Consider the following 17,695-nt stretch of genomic DNA (forward strand, 5'->3'; position numbering starts at 1 on the left):
AAGCTAAGCCCTTCAGCGCCGATGGTACTGCACTGGTGACGGTGTGGGAGAGTAGGACGCAGCCGGACACAATTTGTCAGAGCGCCCCAGACGGAACTTCATTGATCCGACTGGGGCGCTCTGCATTGGTGTCCCCTGAACAGATTCACAGAGGTGGCGCCGACCCCGGTCGGCGCGGAAGGATGACGAACATGAGCGACGACGACCGCAGGCACGACCGAGGCGAGCGACGCGACCGTGAGGACGGTCAGCGGGGTCCGCGCCACGGGGGAGGTGCCGGCCGCGGGTCCGGTGCGCCGCGCTCGTCGGGTCCGCGCCGTGACGACCGGGGCGGTCACCGTCCCGATGACCGCGCGCCCCGGCGCGACGACCGGGGTGGCTACCGCTCCGACGACCGTCGTCCTTCGGGCAACCGGGACGACCGCGGTGGGTACCGCTCGGACGACCGTGGGCCCCGTCGTGACGACCGTGGCGGCTACCGCTCCGACGACCGTGGGCCCAGGCGTGACGACCGCGGCGACCGGGGTGGCTACCGCTCCGACGACCGTCGCCCTTCGGGCAACCGGGACGACCGCGGTGGATACCGCGCGGACGACCGCGCGCCCCGTCGTGACGACCGGGGTGGCTACCGCTCCGACGACCGTCGCCCCTCGGGCAACCGGGACGACCGCGGTGGCTACCGCTCCAACGACCGCGCGCCCCGCCCTGACGACCGTGGGCCCCGTCGTGACGACCGCGGTGGCTACCGCTCGGACGACCGCGCGCCCCGTCGTGACGACCGCGGCGACCGAGGCGGCTACCGCTCCGACGAGCGTCGCACGTCCGGCAGCCGGGACGACCGCGGGCCCCGTCGTTTCGACGACCGTGGTGACCGCGGCCCCCGTCGCGACGACCGTCCGCGCGGTGGCGCGGGCCGGCCGCGCGACGACGACCAGCGCGGCGGCCCCCGGCTCACCCCGAAGTCGCCGCGCCGCCCTGAGCCCGCGATCCGGGAGGGCGTGACCGGCCACGAGGTCGACCGCGGCGTCAAGAACCAGCTGCGCACCCTGAGCAAGGAGAACGCCGAGGGCGTGGCGCAGCACCTCGTCATGGTGGCCGAGCTGCTCGACGTCGAGCCCGAGGCTGCCCTGGCCCACGCTGAGACCGCCGTCCGCCGTGCGGGTCGCGTCCCGGCGGCTCGCGAGGCCCTCGGTCTCGTCGCCTACCGGCTCGGTGACTGGGCGCGTGCGTTGGGGGAGTTCCGCACCGTGCGACGCCTGTCGGGTTCACACCACCTGCTGCCGCTCATGGTCGACTGCGAGCGCGCCCTCGGTCGCCACGACAAGGCTCTCGAGCTGGCGCAGTCGGACGAGGGAGCCAACCTCGCGATCGACGACCGGGTCGAGCTCGCGATCGTCGTGTCGGGCATCCGCCGCGACATGGGCCAGCTCGACGCGGCCGCGGCCGGCCTCAGCGACATGGTCAAGCGCATCAACCCCAACCGGCCGTCCGCGGCGCGGCTGTACTACGCCTACGCCGACGCCCGGCTCGCAGCCGGTGACACCGGTGCTGCGCGCGAGTGGTTCGCCCGGGCGGCGGACGCCGACCACGAGCTGACCACCGACGCGGCCGAGCGCCTCGAGGAGCTCGACGGTGTCGACGTCACCGACCTGCTCGGTGACGACGAGCTGGACGGTACTGACGCCAGCGCTGTCGTCGACACGGACCACGACGACGACGACGAAGGCGATGACGACGAAGGCGATGACGACGAGCGCTGAGACTCCTGCGGTGCTGACGGCATACGACGGGGTCGTGTGCGACCTCGACGGTGTCGTCTACCGCGGGGACGACGCCGTGCCGGGTGCGCCGGAAGCCTTGCAGCGCATGGCCGCCCACGGCACGGGCCTCGTCTACGCGACGAACAACGCCTCGCGCGTGCCGGCCGAGGTCGCCGCGCACCTCGCGTCGCTCGGAGCACCGGCCGAGCCCGCCGACGTCGTCACGAGCGCCGAGGCCGGCGCCGAACGACTTGCCGGGCTCGTGCCCACCGGGTCGGGGGTGCTGGCGCTCGGGGGCCCGGGCGTGGTCGAGGCGCTCACCCGCAGCGGTCTGCGCCCCGTCGCGCCGCCGGACGCCGTCGACGGGGCGGCCGTCGAGGTGGCGGCCGTGCTGCAGGGCTTCGGTCGCGAGCTCACGGTGCGCGACTTCGAGACCGCGGCGCGTCTGCTCGCGTCGGGTCTGCCGTGGGTGGCCACGAACGACGACGCCACCCTGCCGCTCCCCTGGGGCCAGTCGCCGGGCAACGGGGCCTACGTCGTGCTGCTCGCGACCGCCACCGGGCGCCGCCCCGAGGTCGTCGGCAAGCCGCACCCACCGCTCTACCGCCTGGCCCTCAACCGCCTCTCGACGGCCCCTGAGCGCACCCTGGCCGTGGGCGACCGCCTCGACACCGACGTCGCCGGCGCGCTGGCGACCGGCATCGACTCCGCGTGGGTGCTGACGGGCGTCGACCGACCGAGCGACCTGCTCGCGCGCAGCCTGCGCCCCACCTACGTGATCGACTCCCTCGCGCAGCTGTTCGAGCCGTATGCCGTCGCGTGGGCGGACGCCGGTGGCTGGCGGTGCGGTGACGCGCGGGTCCACCTCGCCGACGGTGACCTCGTCGTCGACGAGGTGGGGGCGTCGCCCGTCGAGGCCGTGCGCGCGGGCATCGCCGCCTTCGACGGCACGCGGCAGGCTGCCTCGGACGGTCGCACGGGAGCGGTCCCGGACGGCCGACGGGTGGGAACGGCCCTCGACGAGCTGCTCACCGCACCGGCCCGCTGACCGCGGCGCCGACCCGGTAGCGTGACTGCAGGATCCACGAACCGGCACGGAGGCACGGCATGCTCGGCGACAACGACGCCCGACGCGACGACGGGAGCACCGGGGACGCCGAGGCGCCCCTCGGGGTGGTCGAGGAGCTCGACCCGATGGACGACGCCGGCGACGAGACGGACGACCTGGACGACGAGTACGACGAGTACGACACGAACGACTCTGGCGACTCGGACGATCAGGACGACGACGAGGCCGGTCACGACGGCGACGACGACGCCCCTGCGGAGGGCTCTGGCGCCGAGGCGGAGTCCCCGTGGGCACCGGTCGACGCGACCCCGGCCCCGGAGCCGCCGGTGACGGGCGACGAGGCCGTCGACGACGCCACGATGCGGCTCGCCGAGGCACAGTCCGGCACCTTCGCCGAGCGCATCGAGGCGGGTGAGCACGCCCACCGCAGCCTCCAGGGCCGCCTCGGCGGCCTCGGTGGGGCGTGACGACGCGCCGCCTCGACGTCGAGCTCGTGGCCCGGGGCCTCGCGCGCTCGCGCACGCAGGCTCGCGACCTCGTGCTGGCCGGGACGGTGCTCGTGGGCGGCCGACCCGCCGGCAAGCCCTCGCAGCCGGTCACCGCCGACGACGAGGTCTCGCTCACGCGTGAGCCCGACCGGTGGGTCGGGCGGGCGGCGCTCAAGCTGCTCCACGCCCTCGACCGCTGGCCGATCCCCGTCGAGGGCCGCCGCTGCCTCGACGTCGGGGCCAGCACCGGCGGCTTCACCCAGGTGCTGCTCGAGCGGGGCGCCACGCACGTGACGGCGCTCGACGTCGGGCATGACCAGCTCGTGGCCTCGATCGCCCGGGACGAACGGGTGCGCGACCTGCCCGGCACGAACGTGCGCGACGTCGACGCGGCCGCGCTCGGGGGCCGCTTCGACCTCGTCGTCTCCGACCTCAGCTTCATCTCGCTCGCGATCGCCCTACCGGCGATGCGCCCGCTCGTCACCGACGACGGTGACCTCGTCGTGCTCGTCAAACCGCAGTTCGAGGTCGGGCGCGAGCGGCTCAGCCGGAGCGGCGTCGTCACGTCGCGGCACGAGCACGCCCGGGTGCTGCGTGACGTCCTCACGGCGGCGCGCGGGGAGGGGCTGCACCTGCACGGCGCGACGGCCAGCCCGATCACCGGCGGCGACGGCAACCGGGAGTTCCTCTTCTGGCTCGCACCCCGTCCGGTCCCCGGCGCGGCCCCGACCGCCGCGGATGACATGCTGGAGGCCATCGACCTGGACGGAGAGACGTGACGCGCCGGATCCTGCTCGTGGCCCACCCCCGACGCCCCGAGGCCCTGACGGTGGCCAAGGGCGTCGTCGAGCGCCTCACCCACCTCGGCATCGACGTCTCGCTGCAGGCCGACGAGGCCGAGGCGCTCGACCTCACGGACAGCTCTCGCGTGCACATCGCCTCGGCGGAGGAGCAGGTGGCCGACGGCTGCGACCTCGTGGTCGTGCTCGGCGGCGACGGCACCATCCTGCGCGGCGCGGAGTTCGCCCGGAGCGTCGACGTGCCCTTGCTCGGCGTCAACCTCGGCCACGTCGGCTTCCTCGCCGAGGCCGAGCGCGACGACCTCGACGCGACCGTCGAGCACATCGCGAACGACGCCTACGCCGTCGAGGAGCGCATGACCCTGCAGGTCGATGCCAAGCTGCACGGCGAGTTCATCGCGAGCAGCTGGGCCCTCAACGAGGTCAGCGTCGAGAAGGCATCGCGCGAGCGCATGCTCGAGGTGACCGTCGAGGTCGACGGACGACCGCTGTCGAGCTGGGGCTGCGACGGCGTCATCGTGTCGACGCCGACGGGGTCGACGGCCTACGCCTTCTCCGCGGGAGGGCCGATCATCTGGCCCCAGGTGGAGGCCATCCTCCTCGTGCCGAGCGCCGCGCACGCGCTCTTCGCCCGGCCCCTCGTGCTCGGCCCGGACACCAACCTCGCCGTGGAGATCAAGGCCGCGACCGAGGGCAGCGGTGTCATGTGGTGCGACGGGCGTCGGCACGTCGACCTGCCGCCCGGCGCGCGCATCGAGGTGCGCAAGGGCGACCGCCCACTGCGCCTGGCCCGGCTGACGACCGCGCCATTCGCCGACCGGCTCGTCGCGAAGTTCAACCTCTCGGTCGAGGGCTGGCGGGGCAACGGGCCGGCGGGCACGGTCTCCTGAGGCAGCGGTCAGCCGCCCGGCGTCGTCGCCGCTGTGGGAGCTCGGACATAGGGTGGGGCCCGTGTTCAGCCAGATGAGGATCCGCGGCGTCGGGGTCATCGACGACGCCGTGCTCGAGCTGAGCCCCGGGCTCAACGTCCTGACGGGTGAGACCGGAGCCGGCAAGACGATGGTCGTCTCCGGGTTGGGCCTGCTGCTCGGCGAACGGGCCGACACGGGTCTCGTGCGCACCGGTGCCGACAGCGCCCTCGTCGAGGGCGTCGTCCAGCTGCCCGACGGGCACCCGGCCCTCGTCCGCGCCGAGGAGGCGGGGGCCGACCACGACGCCGGCGAGCTCGTCATCGCCCGCACCATCGCCGCGGCCGGGCGCTCGCGCGCGCACGTCGGTGGCCGCACGGCCCCCGTGGCAGTGCTGGCCGAGCTCGGACGACTCCTCGTGGCCGTGCACGGCCAGTCGGACCAGTGGCGCCTCAAGCAGGGCGACGCGCACCGTGAGGTCCTCGACGACTTCGCCGGCCCCGAGCTGGCGGCGCTGCGCGAGCGGGTCGCGCAGCTGCACGACGAGTGGCGGGCCACGGCCCGGGAGCACGCGCGCCTCGTCTCCGAGGCCCGCGAGCGGGCCCGTGAGATCGACTCGCTGACGGCGGCGCTCGAGGAGATCGAGGCGGTCGACCCCCAACCGGGGGAGGACGTCGCGCTGCGCGCCGAGGACGACCGGCTCGCCCACGCCGACACGCTGCGCCTCGCGGCGTCGCAGGCGCTCGGCGGACTGAGCGGTGACGAGTTCGGCCCCGACGCCGGGCCCACGGTGCGCGACCTGCTCGGCGCCGCGCGCGCCGCGCTGGCGCCGGCCACCGACCACGACGAGGCCCTGGCCGCGCTCGACGCGCGCCTGCACGAGGTCAGCACCCTCGTCACCGACCTCTCGGCCGACCTCACGGCCTACCTCGACGACGTCGACCTCGACCCGGGGCGGCTCGAGTTCGTCCAAGAGCGGCGGGCGGCCCTCGGCGCCCTGACCCGCAAGTACGGCGAGAGCGTCGACGAGGTGCTCGCCTGGTCGGGCCGCGCCGCGGCCCGCCTCGACGAGCTCGTCACCGCCGACGACCGGGTGGAGCGGCTCGGTGCCCGGGTCGGTGAGCTGGAGGCGGCCGCCGTCGCGGCCGCCGTCACGCTGTCCGACGCCCGTCGCGCCGCAGGCGACGAGTTCGGCACCCGCGTGTCCGAGGAGCTCTCGCACCTGGCGATGGGCTCGGCCGTCGTGCAGGTCGACCTGCGCCACCGCACCGACCCCGACGGGGTGGCCCTGCCCGACGGCGACCGGGTGCGCCTCGCCCGGCACGGCATCGACGACGTCGAGATCCTGCTGGCGGCGAACGCCGGGGCGGCGCCCCGCAGCGTCGCGCGCGCGGCCTCCGGCGGCGAGCTCTCCCGCGTCATGCTCGCGCTCGAGGTGGTCGGCTCGAGCAGGCACTCGGCCGCGAGCGCCAGCGGCCCGCCGACGTTCGTCTTCGACGAGGTCGACGCGGGCGTCGGCGGGCGCGCGGCGCTCGACGTCGGTGCCCGGCTGGCCGCGCTCGCCGAGCACGCGCAGGTCATCGTCGTCACGCACCTCGCCCAGGTGGCCGCCTTCGCCGACCGGCACCTCGTCGTGCACAAGTCAGACGACGGGCGCATCACCTCGAGCAGCGTCTCCGTCGTCGACGGTCCCACCCGGCTGCGCGAGCTCTCCCGGATGATGGGCGGCGACCCCGACTCCGAGGCGGGCCTCGCGCACGCGGGCGACCTGCTCGAGCAGACCGCCACGGCCCGGGCCCGCTCGGGTGCGCGCGCCCGCTCCTGACCCGGACGCGCGAGCGATCCCGACCGCCTGGCGCGCGCCCGATCCCGACCGTCCGGCCCGCGTGGCCGGTGCGCTCGGCAGGCGCCGCGCGTGGCACGATTGAGGCCATCATGGCCCTCTCCATCCGTCGTCGCGCCGCCCACCCCGGCCCCAGTGGCCCGGGGGTCGTGGGTCCCGCGCGCGTCGACCGGCGCACGAAGAACCTGACCAAGCGCCTCCACGCGGGCGACGTCGCCGTCATCGACCACGCCGACCTCGACAAGGTGAGTGCCGACGCGCTCGTCACGGCCCGGCCCGCCGCCGTCGTCAACGCGAGCGCCTCGACGACGGGCCGCTACCCGAACCTCGGGCCGCAGATCCTCGTCGACGCAGGCATCCCCGTGCTCGACGCCGCCGGTTCGGCGGTGCTGACGATCGAGGACGGCCGGCCGGTGCGCCTCGACGGCCCGCAGCTGTGGTGCGGCGACGAGCTCGTCGCGACGGGCACGGTGCTCGACGCCGAGCTGGTCGCCCAGCAGATGCACGAGGCCCGGGCCGGGCTGGCCGTGCAGATCGAGGCGTTCGCCACCAACACGATGGAGTACATCCGCAAGGAGCGCGACCTGCTCCTCGACGGGATCGGCATCCCGCCGATCACGACCGAGCTGGACGGCCGGCACGCGCTCATCGTCGTGCGCGGCTACCACTACCGCGAGGACCTCGACACCCTCCGCCCCTACATCCGCGAGTACCGGCCCGTGCTCATCGGCGTCGACGGGGGCGCCGACGCCATCATCGAGGCCGGGCACCGGCCCGACCTCATCGTCGGCGACATGGACTCGGTGTCCGACGCGGCGCTCTCGTGCGGCGCCGAGATCGTCGTGCACGCCTACCGCGACGGGCGGGCGCCCGGGCTGGCCCGGGTCGAGGCGCTCGGGCTGACGCCCGTCGTCTTCCCCGCGGCGGGCACGAGCGAGGACGTCGCCATGCTGCTCGCCGACGACGCCGGCGCCGAGCTCATCGTCGCGGTCGGCACCCACGTGACGCTCGTCGAGTTCCTCGACAAGGGCCGCGACGGCCAGGCGTCGACCTTCCTCACCCGGCTCCGGGTGGGTGGCAAGCTCGTCGACGCCAAGGGCGTCAGCCGGCTCTACCGGGCGCGCATCCCGGGCCGCCTGCTCGCGACGATGCTGCTCGTCGGGCTGCTCGCCTTCGTCGCGGCGCTCGCGTCCACCCCCGCGGGGCAGGTGTGGCTGCAGGTGCTCGCCGCGCGCTGGGACGACCTCTGGACCGCCGTCGTGGGGATCTTCACGTGATCGACTTCCGCTACCACCTCGTCTCGATCATCTCGGTGTTCCTCGCGCTCGCCGTGGGGATCGTGCTCGGTGCCGGGCCGCTGCAGGCCAACCTCGGCGACCAGCTCGGCGACCAGGTGGCGGCCCTGCGCACCGAGAAGCAGGCGCTCAACGACAAGCTGACGACGAGCGAGAAGGCCGTCGACGCGACCGCCCAGTACGCCGAGGCCGTGCAGCAGCGCGTCGTGAGCGGGCGCCTCGCCTCGCACCGCGTCGTCGTCGTCGTGCTGCCCTCGGCCGACGGCACGATGGTGACCAACCTCGAGGAGGTCGTGCGCCAGAGCGGCGCGGTCCTGACCGGCACGGTGACCGTGAGCCCCGACTGGTTCGACGCGAGCCAGGCGTCGGACCGCGCGGAGGCCGCACGGTCGGCGGCGGCCACGCTCGGGCTCTCCACGAGCGCGACGGGCGACGACCTGCTCGTCGAGGTCGTCACGGCGCTGACCGTCGGGGTGACGGCTTCCGGCACCTCGGCCCAGCGCACCGCCGCCGTCAAGGTGCTGGCGGATGCCGGCCTCATCGACAGCTCGGCCGCCGAGCTGACCGTCGCCGACCTCGCCGTCGTCGTCTCGGGCGACTACGCCGGCACCGAGGAGGCCGTGGGCGCCCGATCCGACACGGTGCGCGCCCTCGTCACCGCCCTCGCCGGGGCGTCGCGCGGTGCGGTCGTCGCCGGGGGCGAGACCCTCGCGGCGGCCGGCCAGCCGGTCACCTCCAACGCCGTGCAGGCGGTCCGCGAGAAGTCCGAGACCGCCGCGCTCGTCGCGACCGTCGACCACGCGCGCGCCGGCGCCGGCCCCGCGACCGTCGTGCTCGCCCTCGAGGACGTGCTCGACGAGCGCGTCGCGCACTACGGCATCTCGGCCGGGGCCACCGCCACGGTGCCGCGGGTGCTCCCGTGACGCGGAGCCGCCACCGGTCGTCGGCGGGCTCCGCCATGGCCTCCGCCCTGTCCGCCACCGCGCCGTCCACCGTGCCCTCCGCCGTCACCGTGGCCACGCTCGTCGGCGCGGCCGTCGCCTCCGCGGCGGCCCTGCGCCTGGCGCGGCGCCTGCCCGAGACCGCGCGAGCCCCCTGGGAGCGCACGAACCACGCCGGCCGGCCCGTGACCCTGCTCGAGGGCCCCGCCGTCGTCGCCGGGGCGGTGACCGGCGCCGCCGTGGCCGGTGCGGTGACCCGCGCCAGGTCGGGGGCGAGGCCGGATGAGCTCCGATCGGGCGCGCCGACCACCGTCGTCGCGCTCGCGGCGGGCGCGCTCGGCGCCCTCGACGACCTGGCGGGCGGCGTCTCCGACAAGGGCCTCAAGGGCCACCTCGGCGCGCTGGCCCGGGGTGAGGTGACGACCGGGGCGCTCAAGGTCGTCGGGCTGGGCCTCACCGGCCTCGCCGGCGCCGCGCTCGCCGACTCCCGCGCCGCCCGCACGGCACCCACCGCCCGCACGTCCCGGCCGCGGTCCCTCGCCGCGACCCTCGTCGGTGGCGCGGTCGTGGCCGGCGCCGCCAACGCCGTCAACCTCTTCGACCTGCGGCCCGGTCGCGCGCTCAAGGTCACCGTGGCCGCGGCCCTGCCGCTCGTCACCGCGACGCCCGCGGCGGCCGTGCTCGGCGCGTCGCTCGGGGTGGCGCGCGACGACCTCGAGGCCACGGCGATGCTCGGCGACACGGGCGCGAACGCCGCCGGTGCGCTGCTCGGGCTCGCGCTGGTCGAGCGCACCGGCCTCGCCGGTCGGACCGTGGCCCTGACCGGACTCGTCGCCCTGACGCTGGCCTCCGAGCGGGTCAGCTTCACCCGGGTCATCGAGTCGCACCCGACGCTGCGCCGCCTCGACGAGTGGGGCCGGGAGCGCCGATGACCGGGCCCGCCGCCGGTGCCGGGGGCGGGCCGCGCCGCGGGCTCCTCGCCGCAGCCGGCACCATCGCGGTCATCACCCTCGTCGCGCGCGTCGTCGGCTTCGGGCGCTGGTTCGTCTTCTCGCACGCCATCGGGGCCACCTGCGTGGGCAGCACCTACCAGTCGGTCAACGCGGTGCCCAACGTGCTCTTCGAGATCGCCGCCGGTGGCGTGCTCGCCGCCGTCGCGGTGCCGCTCGTCGCGGCCGCCCTCGCCCGCGGCGACCGGGAGGAGGCGGACCACACCGCCTCGGCCCTGCTGACCTGGGTCCTGCTCGTGCTCGTGCCCGTGGCCGTCGTCGTCGCCCTCGCCGCCACGCCCATCGCCGGCACCCTGCTCGGCTCGGCCCGCGACTGCGCCGGCGCCGTCGGGCTCGGTGCCGACCTGCTGCGGGTCTTCGCCCTGCAGATCCCGCTCTACGGCGTCGGGATCGTGCTCGGCGGGGTGCTCCAGGCCCACCACCGCTTCGTGGCCGCGGCGCTCGCGCCCCTCCTCTCGAGCCTCGTCGTCATCGCGACCTACCTCGCCTACGGCGCGCTCGTGCCCGACCCCACGGCGGCCGTCGCCCAGCTGCCGGCGTCGGCGACGACCGTCCTCGGCGTCGGCACGACGCTCGGCGTCGTCGCCCTCGCGCTTCCCCTGCTGGGCCCGGTGCGGCGGGCCGGTGTGCGCCTGCGCCTGACGACGTCGTTCCCGCACGGGGTGGCGACGCGGGTGCGGAGCCTGGCCGTGGCCGGGCTGCTCGCCGTCGCCGGCCAGCAGCTCGCCACGCTCGTCGTCATCCGCCTCGCGAACGACCGCGGCGGCCCGGGCACGCTCAACGTGCACACCTACGTGCAGGCCGTCTCGCTGCTGCCGTATGCCGTCCTGGCCGTCCCGCTCGCCACCGCCGCCTTCCCGTCGCTGGCCGGCAGCGCCGCCACCGACCGGGTCGGCACCCTCGCCGTCCTGGGCCGGGCGTGGCTCGCCACCCTCCTCGCCGGGATCGCGGCGGCGGCGCTGCTCGTCGCGGTCGCCCGGCCCGTGGGCGGCTTCTTCGCGCTGCTCGACGCCGGGCGCGGCGCCGGCACGGGCGCCGCCGCCCTCTCGGCCATCCCCGACGCGCTCGCGCTCCTCGCGCCCGGCATCCTCGCGCTGTCGGTCATCGGGGTGCTGAGCCGGGCCTCCTACGTGCGGGGGCGGGCCCGGGCCGCCGGCGCCGTGGTCGCCCTGGCGTGGCTCGGCACCACCGTGCTCCCGCTCCTCGTGCTCGGCGGCGACGCCGGCCCGGCCGGCACGGTGCGCTGGCTCGCGGCGGGTACGAGCCTCGGGCTGGTGCTGGGTGCCGTCGCGCTGGCCGTGCTCGTGCGGCGCGGGTGGGGGAGCGGCTCCCTCGCCGTGCCGCCCCGCCCGGTCGTCGCGGGCGCGGTCGGTGCCGCCGCCGCGGCCGCTGCCGGGTGGTGGCTCGGCGGGGTCTGGCAGGTCGAGGGGCTCGCGGCTGCAGCCGTGCAGTGCGCCGTCGTCGCGCTCGGGGCCGTGCTCGTGCTCGTCGCGGTGACCCTGCTCGTCGACCGCTCGGTCGTGTCGCGGCTGCGGCATCGGGGCACCGGTCTCCCGCTGCCGGAGTCCGCCGAGGAGGGCACGGTGGGCGGGTGGTGAGGGTGCTCATGGTGCTCGGGCGGGCCGCCGGAGGGGTCGGCGCGCACGTCGACGACCTCACGAGCCGGCTGCGCCTGCTCGGGCACGACGTCGACGTCGTCACCGCCGCCGAGACCGCCGACGCCTTCGGCGCCCTCGAGGCGCAGCGGCTCTGGCCGCTCCACCGGGGCCCGGCCGCCGTGCGCGGCCCGCTCGAGTGGCACCGCGTCATGCGCCTCGCCGGCACCGTCGACGTGGTGCACGCCCACGGCCACCAGGCGGCCGTCGTGGCCGCCGTGGCGGTGGCGAGGGCCCGACCGCGACCCCGCCTCGTCGTCTCGTTGCACAACGACCTCCCACCGGCCGGTGGGTCGCCCGCCCGCCGCGTGGCGGCCGGGCTCTTCGGCCGGCTGCTCCGGTGGTCGCTGCGCCGGGCCGCGCTCGTCACCGGCGCCAGCGACGACCTCGTGCGCCTCGCCGAGGAGCTCGGGGCCCGGCGGGCTTCGCTCGCGGTGGTGCCCGCCACCCGGGTCGGCGAGCTGCTGGCAGCCGCGCCCCTGACGCCGGACGGGCGCCGCGAGCTGTTCGCCTCCGCCGGCCTGGCGCCGGGGCTCGCCGAGCAGCCCGTCGTGCTCACCGTCTCGCGGATCGCGCCGCAGAAGGACCTCCGCACGCTCGTCGCGGCCGCCGCCCGATCCCGCGCGGCGGCCGTCTGGGTCGTCGTCGGCGACGGCGACGAGCGGCTGCGCGCGGCCCTCGTCGACGAGGCCGACGGCATCCGGACTCGGACCGGGGAGCGGCGGGGAGCCGACGTACGCCTCGTCGGTGCCCGTGACGACGTCGCCGCGTGGCTCCGGGCCGCCGACGTGTTCGTCGTCACGAGCCGGTGGGAGGCGCGGGCGCTCGTCGTGCAGGAGGCGATGGCGGCCGGGCTGCCGGTGGTCGCGACGCGCACCGGGGGCCTGCCGGGCCTGATCGGTGACGCCGGTTCCCTTGTCGCGGTGGGCGACCCGGACGCCGTCGCCGATGAGGTCGACCGCCTGCTCGCGGACCCCGACGAGCGGGCCCGGCTCGGCGCCGCGGCCCGTGCCGTGGCCGCGTCGTGGGCCGGCCCGGACGACGAGGCGCGCCGGTGGGTCGGACGCTATCTCGACACCCTCCCGGGATGACGTAGAGTTAAAGCCCGTGGTGGAAACGACGAAGCACATCTTTGTGACCGGGGGCGTTGCCTCCTCGCTCGGCAAGGGGCTCACGGCCTCGAGCCTCGGACGACTTCTGCGATCGCGGGGCCTGCGGGTCACGATGCAGAAGCTCGACCCCTACATCAACGTCGACCCGGGGACGATGAACCCGTTCCAGCACGGCGAGGTCTTCGTGACCGACGACGGCGCGGAGACCGACCTCGACATCGGCCACTACGAGCGCTTCCTCGACGTCAACCTCGTCGGCAGCGCGAACGTGACGACCGGCCAGGTCTACAACAACGTCATCGCCCGGGAGCGGCGCGGGGAGTACCTCGGCGACACCGTCCAGGTCATCCCGCACATCACCAACGAGATCGTCTCGCGCATGCGCGCGCTCGCGACCGAGGGCCCCGACGCGCCCGACGTCATCATCACCGAGATCGGCGGCACCGTCGGCGACATCGAGTCGCTGCCCTTCCTCGAGGCGGCCCGCCAGGTGCGCCACCTCATCGGCCGTGACAACAGCTTCTTCCTCCACGTCTCGCTCGTGCCGTACCTCGCCCCGAGCGGTGAGCTCAAGACGAAGCCGACCCAGCACTCCGTCGCCGCGCTGCGCCAGGTCGGCATCCAGCCCGACGGCCTCGTGCTGCGGGCCGACCGCGAGATCCCCGAGCCGATCAAGCGCAAGATCTCGCTCATGTGCGACGTCGAGGTCGACGCGGTCGCCGCGTGCGTCGACGCCCCGAGCATCTACGACATCCCCAAGGTGCTGCACCGCGAGCGCCTCGACGCCTACGTCATCCGCCGGCTCGGCCTCAACTTCCGCGACGTCGACTGGACGGAGTGGGACGAGCTGCTCCAGCGCGTGCACGACCCCGAGCACGAGGTCGAGATCGCGCTCGTCGGCAAGTACATCGACCTGCCCGACGCCTACCTGTCGGTGACCGAGGCGCTGCGCGCCGGCGGCTTCCACCACGACGCCCGCGTGCGGATCCGGTGGGTGGCGAGCGACGAGTGCCAGACCCCGGCCGGCGCCTCGCGCGCCCTCGGCGGCGTCGACGCCGTGCTCGTGCCCGGCGGCTTCGGCGTGCGCGGCATCGAGGGCAAGCTCGGCGCGCTGACGTGGGCCCGCGAGAAGCAGGTGCCGACGCTGGGCATCTGCCTCGGCCTGCAGTGCATGGTCATCGAGTACGCCCGCTCGGTGCTCGGCGTCGCCGACGCGAGCTCGACGGAGTTCGACGCGGACACCGAGCACCCCGTCATCGCCACGATGGAGGAGCAGAAGGCCTTCGTCGAGGGCGCCGGCGACCTCGGCGGCACGATGCGCCTCGGCGCGTACCCCGCCGCGCTCCGGGAGGGCAGCGTCGTGCGCGCCGCCTACGACGAGGCGCTCGTGCAGGAGCGGCACCGCCACCGCTACGAGGTCAACAACTCCTACCGCGACGACCTCGAGCAGGCCGGCCTCGTCTTCTCCGGCACCTCGCCCGACGGCACCCTCGTCGAGTTCGTCGAGCTGCCGCGCGAGGTGCACCCCTACTACGTCTCGACGCAGGCGCACCCGGAGTTCCTGTCGCGGCCGAACCGCGCGCACCCGCTCTTCGCCGGACTCGTGGGCGCCGCCCTCGAGCGCCAGCGCAGCGAGCGGCTCGTCGAGGTCGAGCGGCACCGCGCCGCCGTCGACGCCGGGGCCGAGGCGCGCGGGTCTGAGCGCGTGGACGAGGCCGCCGAGGCCTTCGCCACCGCGTCGGACGCCGGCTGAGGACGGGGTGGGCCTCCGCTCGCCGCTCGGGACCGGCGCCGACCTCGTCGAGGAGTGGGTGAGCGAGCCCGTCCTCGAGGTGCAGACCCCGTTCCGGGGGCTCATCTTCGACGTGCGCCGCGACCGGGTCGACCTCGGCGCGGGGGGCGTCGTCACCCGTGACCTCGTGACGCACCCCGGCGCCGTCGCGGTCCTCGCCCTGCGCGAGGTCGACGGGGTCCCGCACGTGCTGATGATCCGGCAGTACCGCCACGCGAGCGCCGGCCACGTGTGGGAGCTGCCCGCAGGGCTGCTCGACGTCGACGGCGAGCCGCCGTGGGAGGCCGCGGCCCGCGAGCTCGCCGAGGAGGTCGACCTGCTCGCCGACGAGTGGCACGTGCTCGCCGACGACGTCACCTCCCCGGGGGCCTTCCCCGAGACGGTGCGCATCTTCCTCGCGCGGCAGCTGCGTGACGTGCCGCCCGAGGAGGCGCACCGGCGCACCGCCGAGGAGCTGACCCTGCGCCCGCTCTGGGTACCCCTGGACGACGCGGTCGACGCCGCGCTCGCCGGGCGCATCAGCAACTCGGCCACCCTCGTCGGTCTGCTCTCCGCCGGGCTCGCACGCCAGCGCGGCTGGTCGTCGCTGCGTCCGCGCGACGCCGCGTGGCCGGCCCGCGACGCCCAGCGCAGCCTCCGGTCGTGACCTCGGTCTTCGGCGCCGCGCCCCGCGGTGGTGTGACCGGCGCCGGGCCGTGCCCGTGCGGTTCCGGCAGGCCGTATGCCGGCTGCTGCGGCCCGCTGCTCAGCGGTGACGACCCGGCCGGGACGGCCGAGGCGCTCATGCGCTCGCGCTACACGGCATACCTGCTCGGCGACGTCGGTCACCTCGTGCGCACGTGGCACCCGCGCACGCGCCCGGAGGACCTCGAGCTCGACCCGCGCACGACGTGGACCGGGCTCACCGTGCTGCGCACGGAGCGTGGCGGGCCGGGAGATGGCGACGGTGTCGTCGAGTTCGTCGCGCGCTGGCGCGAGCCGTCAGCGCGAGGGACCGACCGGACGGGTGAGCTGCACGAGGTGAGCCGGTTCACGCGCCGGGCGGGGCGCTGGGTCTACGTCGACGGCGACCTGACCTGACCGCGGGGACCGGCGCGGCCGACGCAGCACGGCCACCCCGACCCCTGCGAGCAGCAGGACGCCCCCGACGAGCTCCAGCAGGTGGGGGCGCTCGCCGAAGGCCACGGCCGCCGCGGCCATGCCGAACACCGGCACGAGCATGGCGAAGGGCGTGACCGCGGCGACCGGGTGGCGGCTGAGCAGGGTGTTCCAGATGCCGTAGCCGACGAGCGAGGAGAGGTAGGCGGTGTAGGCCGTCGACAGCACGGCCGACCACTGCACGTGGGTGAGGGCGGCCCCGATGGCGCCCGGGCCCTCGACGAGGAACGAGAGGGCGAGGGCCGGGAGGGGCACGACGAGGCCCGACCACACGGTGACCCCGAGACCCGCCCCCGGGCCCGTCAGCGCACCGGCGCGTCGGGTGAGCACGTTGCCGACCGCCCACGAGACCGCGGCCAGCACGAGCACGACGAGCGGCAGCAGGGGAGCGGACAGCCCCCGGCCGGCCGCGATGGTGACGAGCCCCGCGCCACCGAGCGCGACACCGATGCGCTGCGCCGTCCTCGGCCGCTCACGCAGCCACCCGGCGGCGATGACGACGGTCAGCAGCACCTGGGCCTGCAGGACGAGGGACGACAGGCCCGGCGGCATGCCGAGGTGCAGCGCGAGGTAGAGCAGGGCGAACTGGCCGAGGCTCGTGAACAGTCCGATGAGCGCCAGGTCGCGCCACGGCAGGGCCGGCCGTCGGACGAGGAGGACGGCCGGCACGCAGACGACGACGAAGCGCACGGCGAGGAACAGCAGGGGCGGCACGGAGTCGAGGCCGGCGCGGATGGCGACGAAGTTGGTGCCCCACACGACGGCGACGAGGACGGCGAGGGCGATGTCACGTCGGCGCATGACGCCATCGTGGGCGCCTGCACCGTTCACGTCCATCAAACATTCGCATCCCTGACTGTGTAGCATCGCTGCATGATTGATCCTGTCGCGCTCCGCTCGCTCGTGGCCGTCGAGACGCACGGCTCGGTGGGGTCTGCCGCCGCGGCCCTCGACTACACGCCGAGCGCCGTGTCGCAGCAGATCAAGCGGCTCGAGTCCCAGACCGGGGTCCAGCTGCTCGAGCGCCAGGGACGCGGCGTGCTGCTCACCGAGGCCGGCCGCACCCTCACCGAGTCGGCGCGCGACCTGCTCGCGCACCTCGAGCGCCTCGAGTCCCGGCTGCACGACGCGAGCGGCGCCGTGGTCGGCACGGTGCGCCTCGCGACCTTCGCCACCGCCTACCGCGGCATCGTCGTCGGCGCGCTCGGCCGGCTGCGGACGGCGGCGCCGGGAGTCGCGCTCCGTCCCGACGAGATCGACCCCTTCGACGCCGTCGACGCCGTGGCGTCGGGATCCCACGACCTCGCCCTCGTGCACAACTGGGAGCCCCTGCCGCTCGCGATCCCCGACCACCTCGAGGTGCGCCACCTCGGGCGCGACCGTGCCGACGTGCTCCTGCACGTCGGCCACCCGCTCGCCGGGCGCACCAGCATCGGCGTGCACGACGTGCTCGACGAGTCCTGGGCCAGTGTCGCCCCCGGGTCGATCTGCCACCAGTGGCTCCAGAAGATGCATGCCGACGTCGGCCGCGCGCCCCGGATCGCCCACGTCGCGCTCGAGTTCGCCACCCACGTGGCGCTCGTCGACCGCGGCGAGGCGATCGCGCTCGTGCCGCGCCTCGGCCGCGGGCCGCTGCCCGAGGGCGTCGTCGCCGTCCCCATCGTCGACCCCGTCTCGGAGCGCACCGTCAGCCTCGTCTGGCGACGGACGATGACCGAGGGCCCGGCGCTCGCCGCGGCTGTGGAAGCCCTTGCGGCAGAGGGCTCCCGCGAGCTGGTGGCGATCTAGCCGGCGTCGACGAGCGCGGGCGAGCGCTGGTGCGCGAGGTGTGGATGCTGCGCCCGGACGGGGGTCCTGCCGCAAG

General features: G+C 75.5%; 16 protein-coding genes. 15 read left to right on the forward strand and 1 reads right to left on the reverse strand.

All coding sequences use genetic code 11. The features are described 5' to 3' along the window. The first annotated feature begins 191 nt into the window (after positions 1-191). The 14 genes from ABD979_RS00005 (at position 192) to ABD979_RS00070 (ending at position 15,753) form a co-directional block, all read left to right on the forward strand. The gene (locus ABD979_RS00005) at positions 192-1,760 is read left to right on the forward strand and encodes a tetratricopeptide repeat protein (RefSeq protein WP_345505364.1); all 1,569 of its coding nucleotides are present in this window, start codon (positions 192-194) and stop codon (positions 1,758-1,760) included. Further along, entirely contained in the window at positions 1,744-2,808 is a 1,065-nt protein-coding gene (locus ABD979_RS00010) for an HAD-IIA family hydrolase (RefSeq protein ID WP_345505365.1), read from the forward strand. The genes ABD979_RS00005 and ABD979_RS00010 overlap by 17 nt, the downstream gene beginning before the upstream one ends. 59 nt (positions 2,809-2,867) lie before the next feature. Beyond that, positions 2,868-3,296 carry a hypothetical protein gene (locus tag ABD979_RS00015; protein WP_345505366.1) on the forward strand — a complete coding sequence of 143 codons (429 nt, stop codon included), beginning with the start codon at positions 2,868-2,870 and terminating at the stop codon, positions 3,294-3,296. Further along, the gene (locus ABD979_RS00020) at positions 3,293-4,096 is read left to right on the forward strand and encodes a TlyA family RNA methyltransferase (RefSeq protein WP_345505367.1); all 804 of its coding nucleotides are present in this window, start codon (positions 3,293-3,295) and stop codon (positions 4,094-4,096) included. Before ABD979_RS00015 ends, ABD979_RS00020 begins: the two co-directional genes overlap by 4 nt. Beyond that, positions 4,093-5,007 (forward strand): NAD kinase, encoded by a 915-nt coding sequence (locus ABD979_RS00025; RefSeq protein ID WP_345505368.1) that lies wholly within the window; start codon positions 4,093-4,095, stop codon positions 5,005-5,007. The genes ABD979_RS00020 and ABD979_RS00025 overlap by 4 nt, the downstream gene beginning before the upstream one ends. A 61-nt stretch (positions 5,008-5,068) precedes the next feature. Beyond that, on the forward strand, positions 5,069-6,850 hold the full coding sequence (gene recN / locus ABD979_RS00030; RefSeq protein WP_345505369.1) for a DNA repair protein RecN: 1,782 nt from the start codon (positions 5,069-5,071) through the stop codon (positions 6,848-6,850). Between the two features lie 110 nt (positions 6,851-6,960). Beyond that, positions 6,961-8,145, forward strand: a complete 1,185-nt coding sequence (gene steA / locus ABD979_RS00035) for a putative cytokinetic ring protein SteA (protein ID WP_345505370.1) — start codon at positions 6,961-6,963, stop codon at positions 8,143-8,145. Then, complete coding sequence (locus tag ABD979_RS00040; protein ID WP_345505371.1) at positions 8,142-9,086, forward strand: copper transporter; 945 nt, start codon at positions 8,142-8,144, stop codon at positions 9,084-9,086. The genes steA and ABD979_RS00040 overlap by 4 nt, the downstream gene beginning before the upstream one ends. Next, positions 9,083-10,036: a hypothetical protein gene (locus tag ABD979_RS00045; RefSeq protein WP_345505372.1), complete on the forward strand. Its 954-nt coding sequence runs from the start codon at positions 9,083-9,085 to the stop codon at positions 10,034-10,036. The genes ABD979_RS00040 and ABD979_RS00045 overlap by 4 nt, the downstream gene beginning before the upstream one ends. Then, complete coding sequence (locus tag ABD979_RS00050) at positions 10,033-11,712, forward strand: lipid II flippase MurJ (RefSeq protein WP_345505373.1); 1,680 nt, start codon at positions 10,033-10,035, stop codon at positions 11,710-11,712. Before ABD979_RS00045 ends, ABD979_RS00050 begins: the two co-directional genes overlap by 4 nt. Further along, a complete protein-coding gene (locus ABD979_RS00055) occupies positions 11,706-12,860 on the forward strand; it encodes a glycosyltransferase family 4 protein (RefSeq protein ID WP_345505374.1) in 1,155 nt (384 codons plus the stop codon). Before ABD979_RS00050 ends, ABD979_RS00055 begins: the two co-directional genes overlap by 7 nt. A gap of 16 nt (positions 12,861-12,876) precedes the next feature. Beyond that, a complete protein-coding gene (gene pyrG / locus ABD979_RS00060) occupies positions 12,877-14,634 on the forward strand; it encodes a CTP synthase (RefSeq protein ID WP_345505375.1) in 1,758 nt (585 codons plus the stop codon). A 7-nt stretch (positions 14,635-14,641) separates the two neighbouring features. Next, on the forward strand, positions 14,642-15,319 hold the full coding sequence (locus ABD979_RS00065; RefSeq protein ID WP_345505376.1) for an NUDIX domain-containing protein: 678 nt from the start codon (positions 14,642-14,644) through the stop codon (positions 15,317-15,319). Then, entirely contained in the window at positions 15,316-15,753 is a 438-nt protein-coding gene (locus ABD979_RS00070; protein ID WP_345505377.1) for a YchJ family protein, read from the forward strand. The genes ABD979_RS00065 and ABD979_RS00070 overlap by 4 nt, the downstream gene beginning before the upstream one ends. Here the strand turns inward: ABD979_RS00070 and ABD979_RS00075 are convergent. Continuing rightward, a complete protein-coding gene (locus ABD979_RS00075) occupies positions 15,655-16,632 on the reverse strand; it encodes an EamA family transporter (protein WP_345505378.1) in 978 nt (325 codons plus the stop codon). The genes ABD979_RS00070 and ABD979_RS00075 overlap by 99 nt on opposite strands. Positions 16,633-16,704: 72 nt before the next feature. On the opposite strand from ABD979_RS00075, the gene ABD979_RS00080 reads away from it, so the two are divergent. Further along, positions 16,705-17,619: a LysR family transcriptional regulator gene (locus ABD979_RS00080; RefSeq protein ID WP_345505379.1), complete on the forward strand. Its 915-nt coding sequence runs from the start codon at positions 16,705-16,707 to the stop codon at positions 17,617-17,619. Positions 17,620-17,695: the final 76 nt, after the last annotated feature.

The sequence above is a fragment of the Terrabacter aeriphilus genome (assembly GCF_039542985.1).
Taxonomy (GTDB): Bacteria; Actinomycetota; Actinomycetes; order Actinomycetales; family Dermatophilaceae; genus Terrabacter; species Terrabacter aeriphilus.

Bases quoted from the DNA above. Each gene is read 5' to 3' on its own strand.
- ABD979_RS00075 (WP_345505378.1), bottom strand. From the start codon at position 16,632: ATGCGCCGACGTGACATCGCCCTCGCCGTCCTCGTCGCCGTCGTGTGG.
- ABD979_RS00005 (WP_345505364.1), top strand. From the start codon at position 192: ATGAGCGACGACGACCGCAGGCACGACCGAGGCGAGCGACGCGACCGT.
- ABD979_RS00010 (WP_345505365.1), top strand. From the start codon at position 1,744: ATGACGACGAGCGCTGAGACTCCTGCGGTGCTGACGGCATACGACGGG.
- ABD979_RS00080 (WP_345505379.1), top strand. From the start codon at position 16,705: ATGATTGATCCTGTCGCGCTCCGCTCGCTCGTGGCCGTCGAGACGCAC.
- steA (WP_345505370.1), top strand. From the start codon at position 6,961: ATGGCCCTCTCCATCCGTCGTCGCGCCGCCCACCCCGGCCCCAGTGGC.
- ABD979_RS00015 (WP_345505366.1), top strand. From the start codon at position 2,868: ATGCTCGGCGACAACGACGCCCGACGCGACGACGGGAGCACCGGGGAC.
- ABD979_RS00050 (WP_345505373.1), top strand. From the start codon at position 10,033: ATGACCGGGCCCGCCGCCGGTGCCGGGGGCGGGCCGCGCCGCGGGCTC.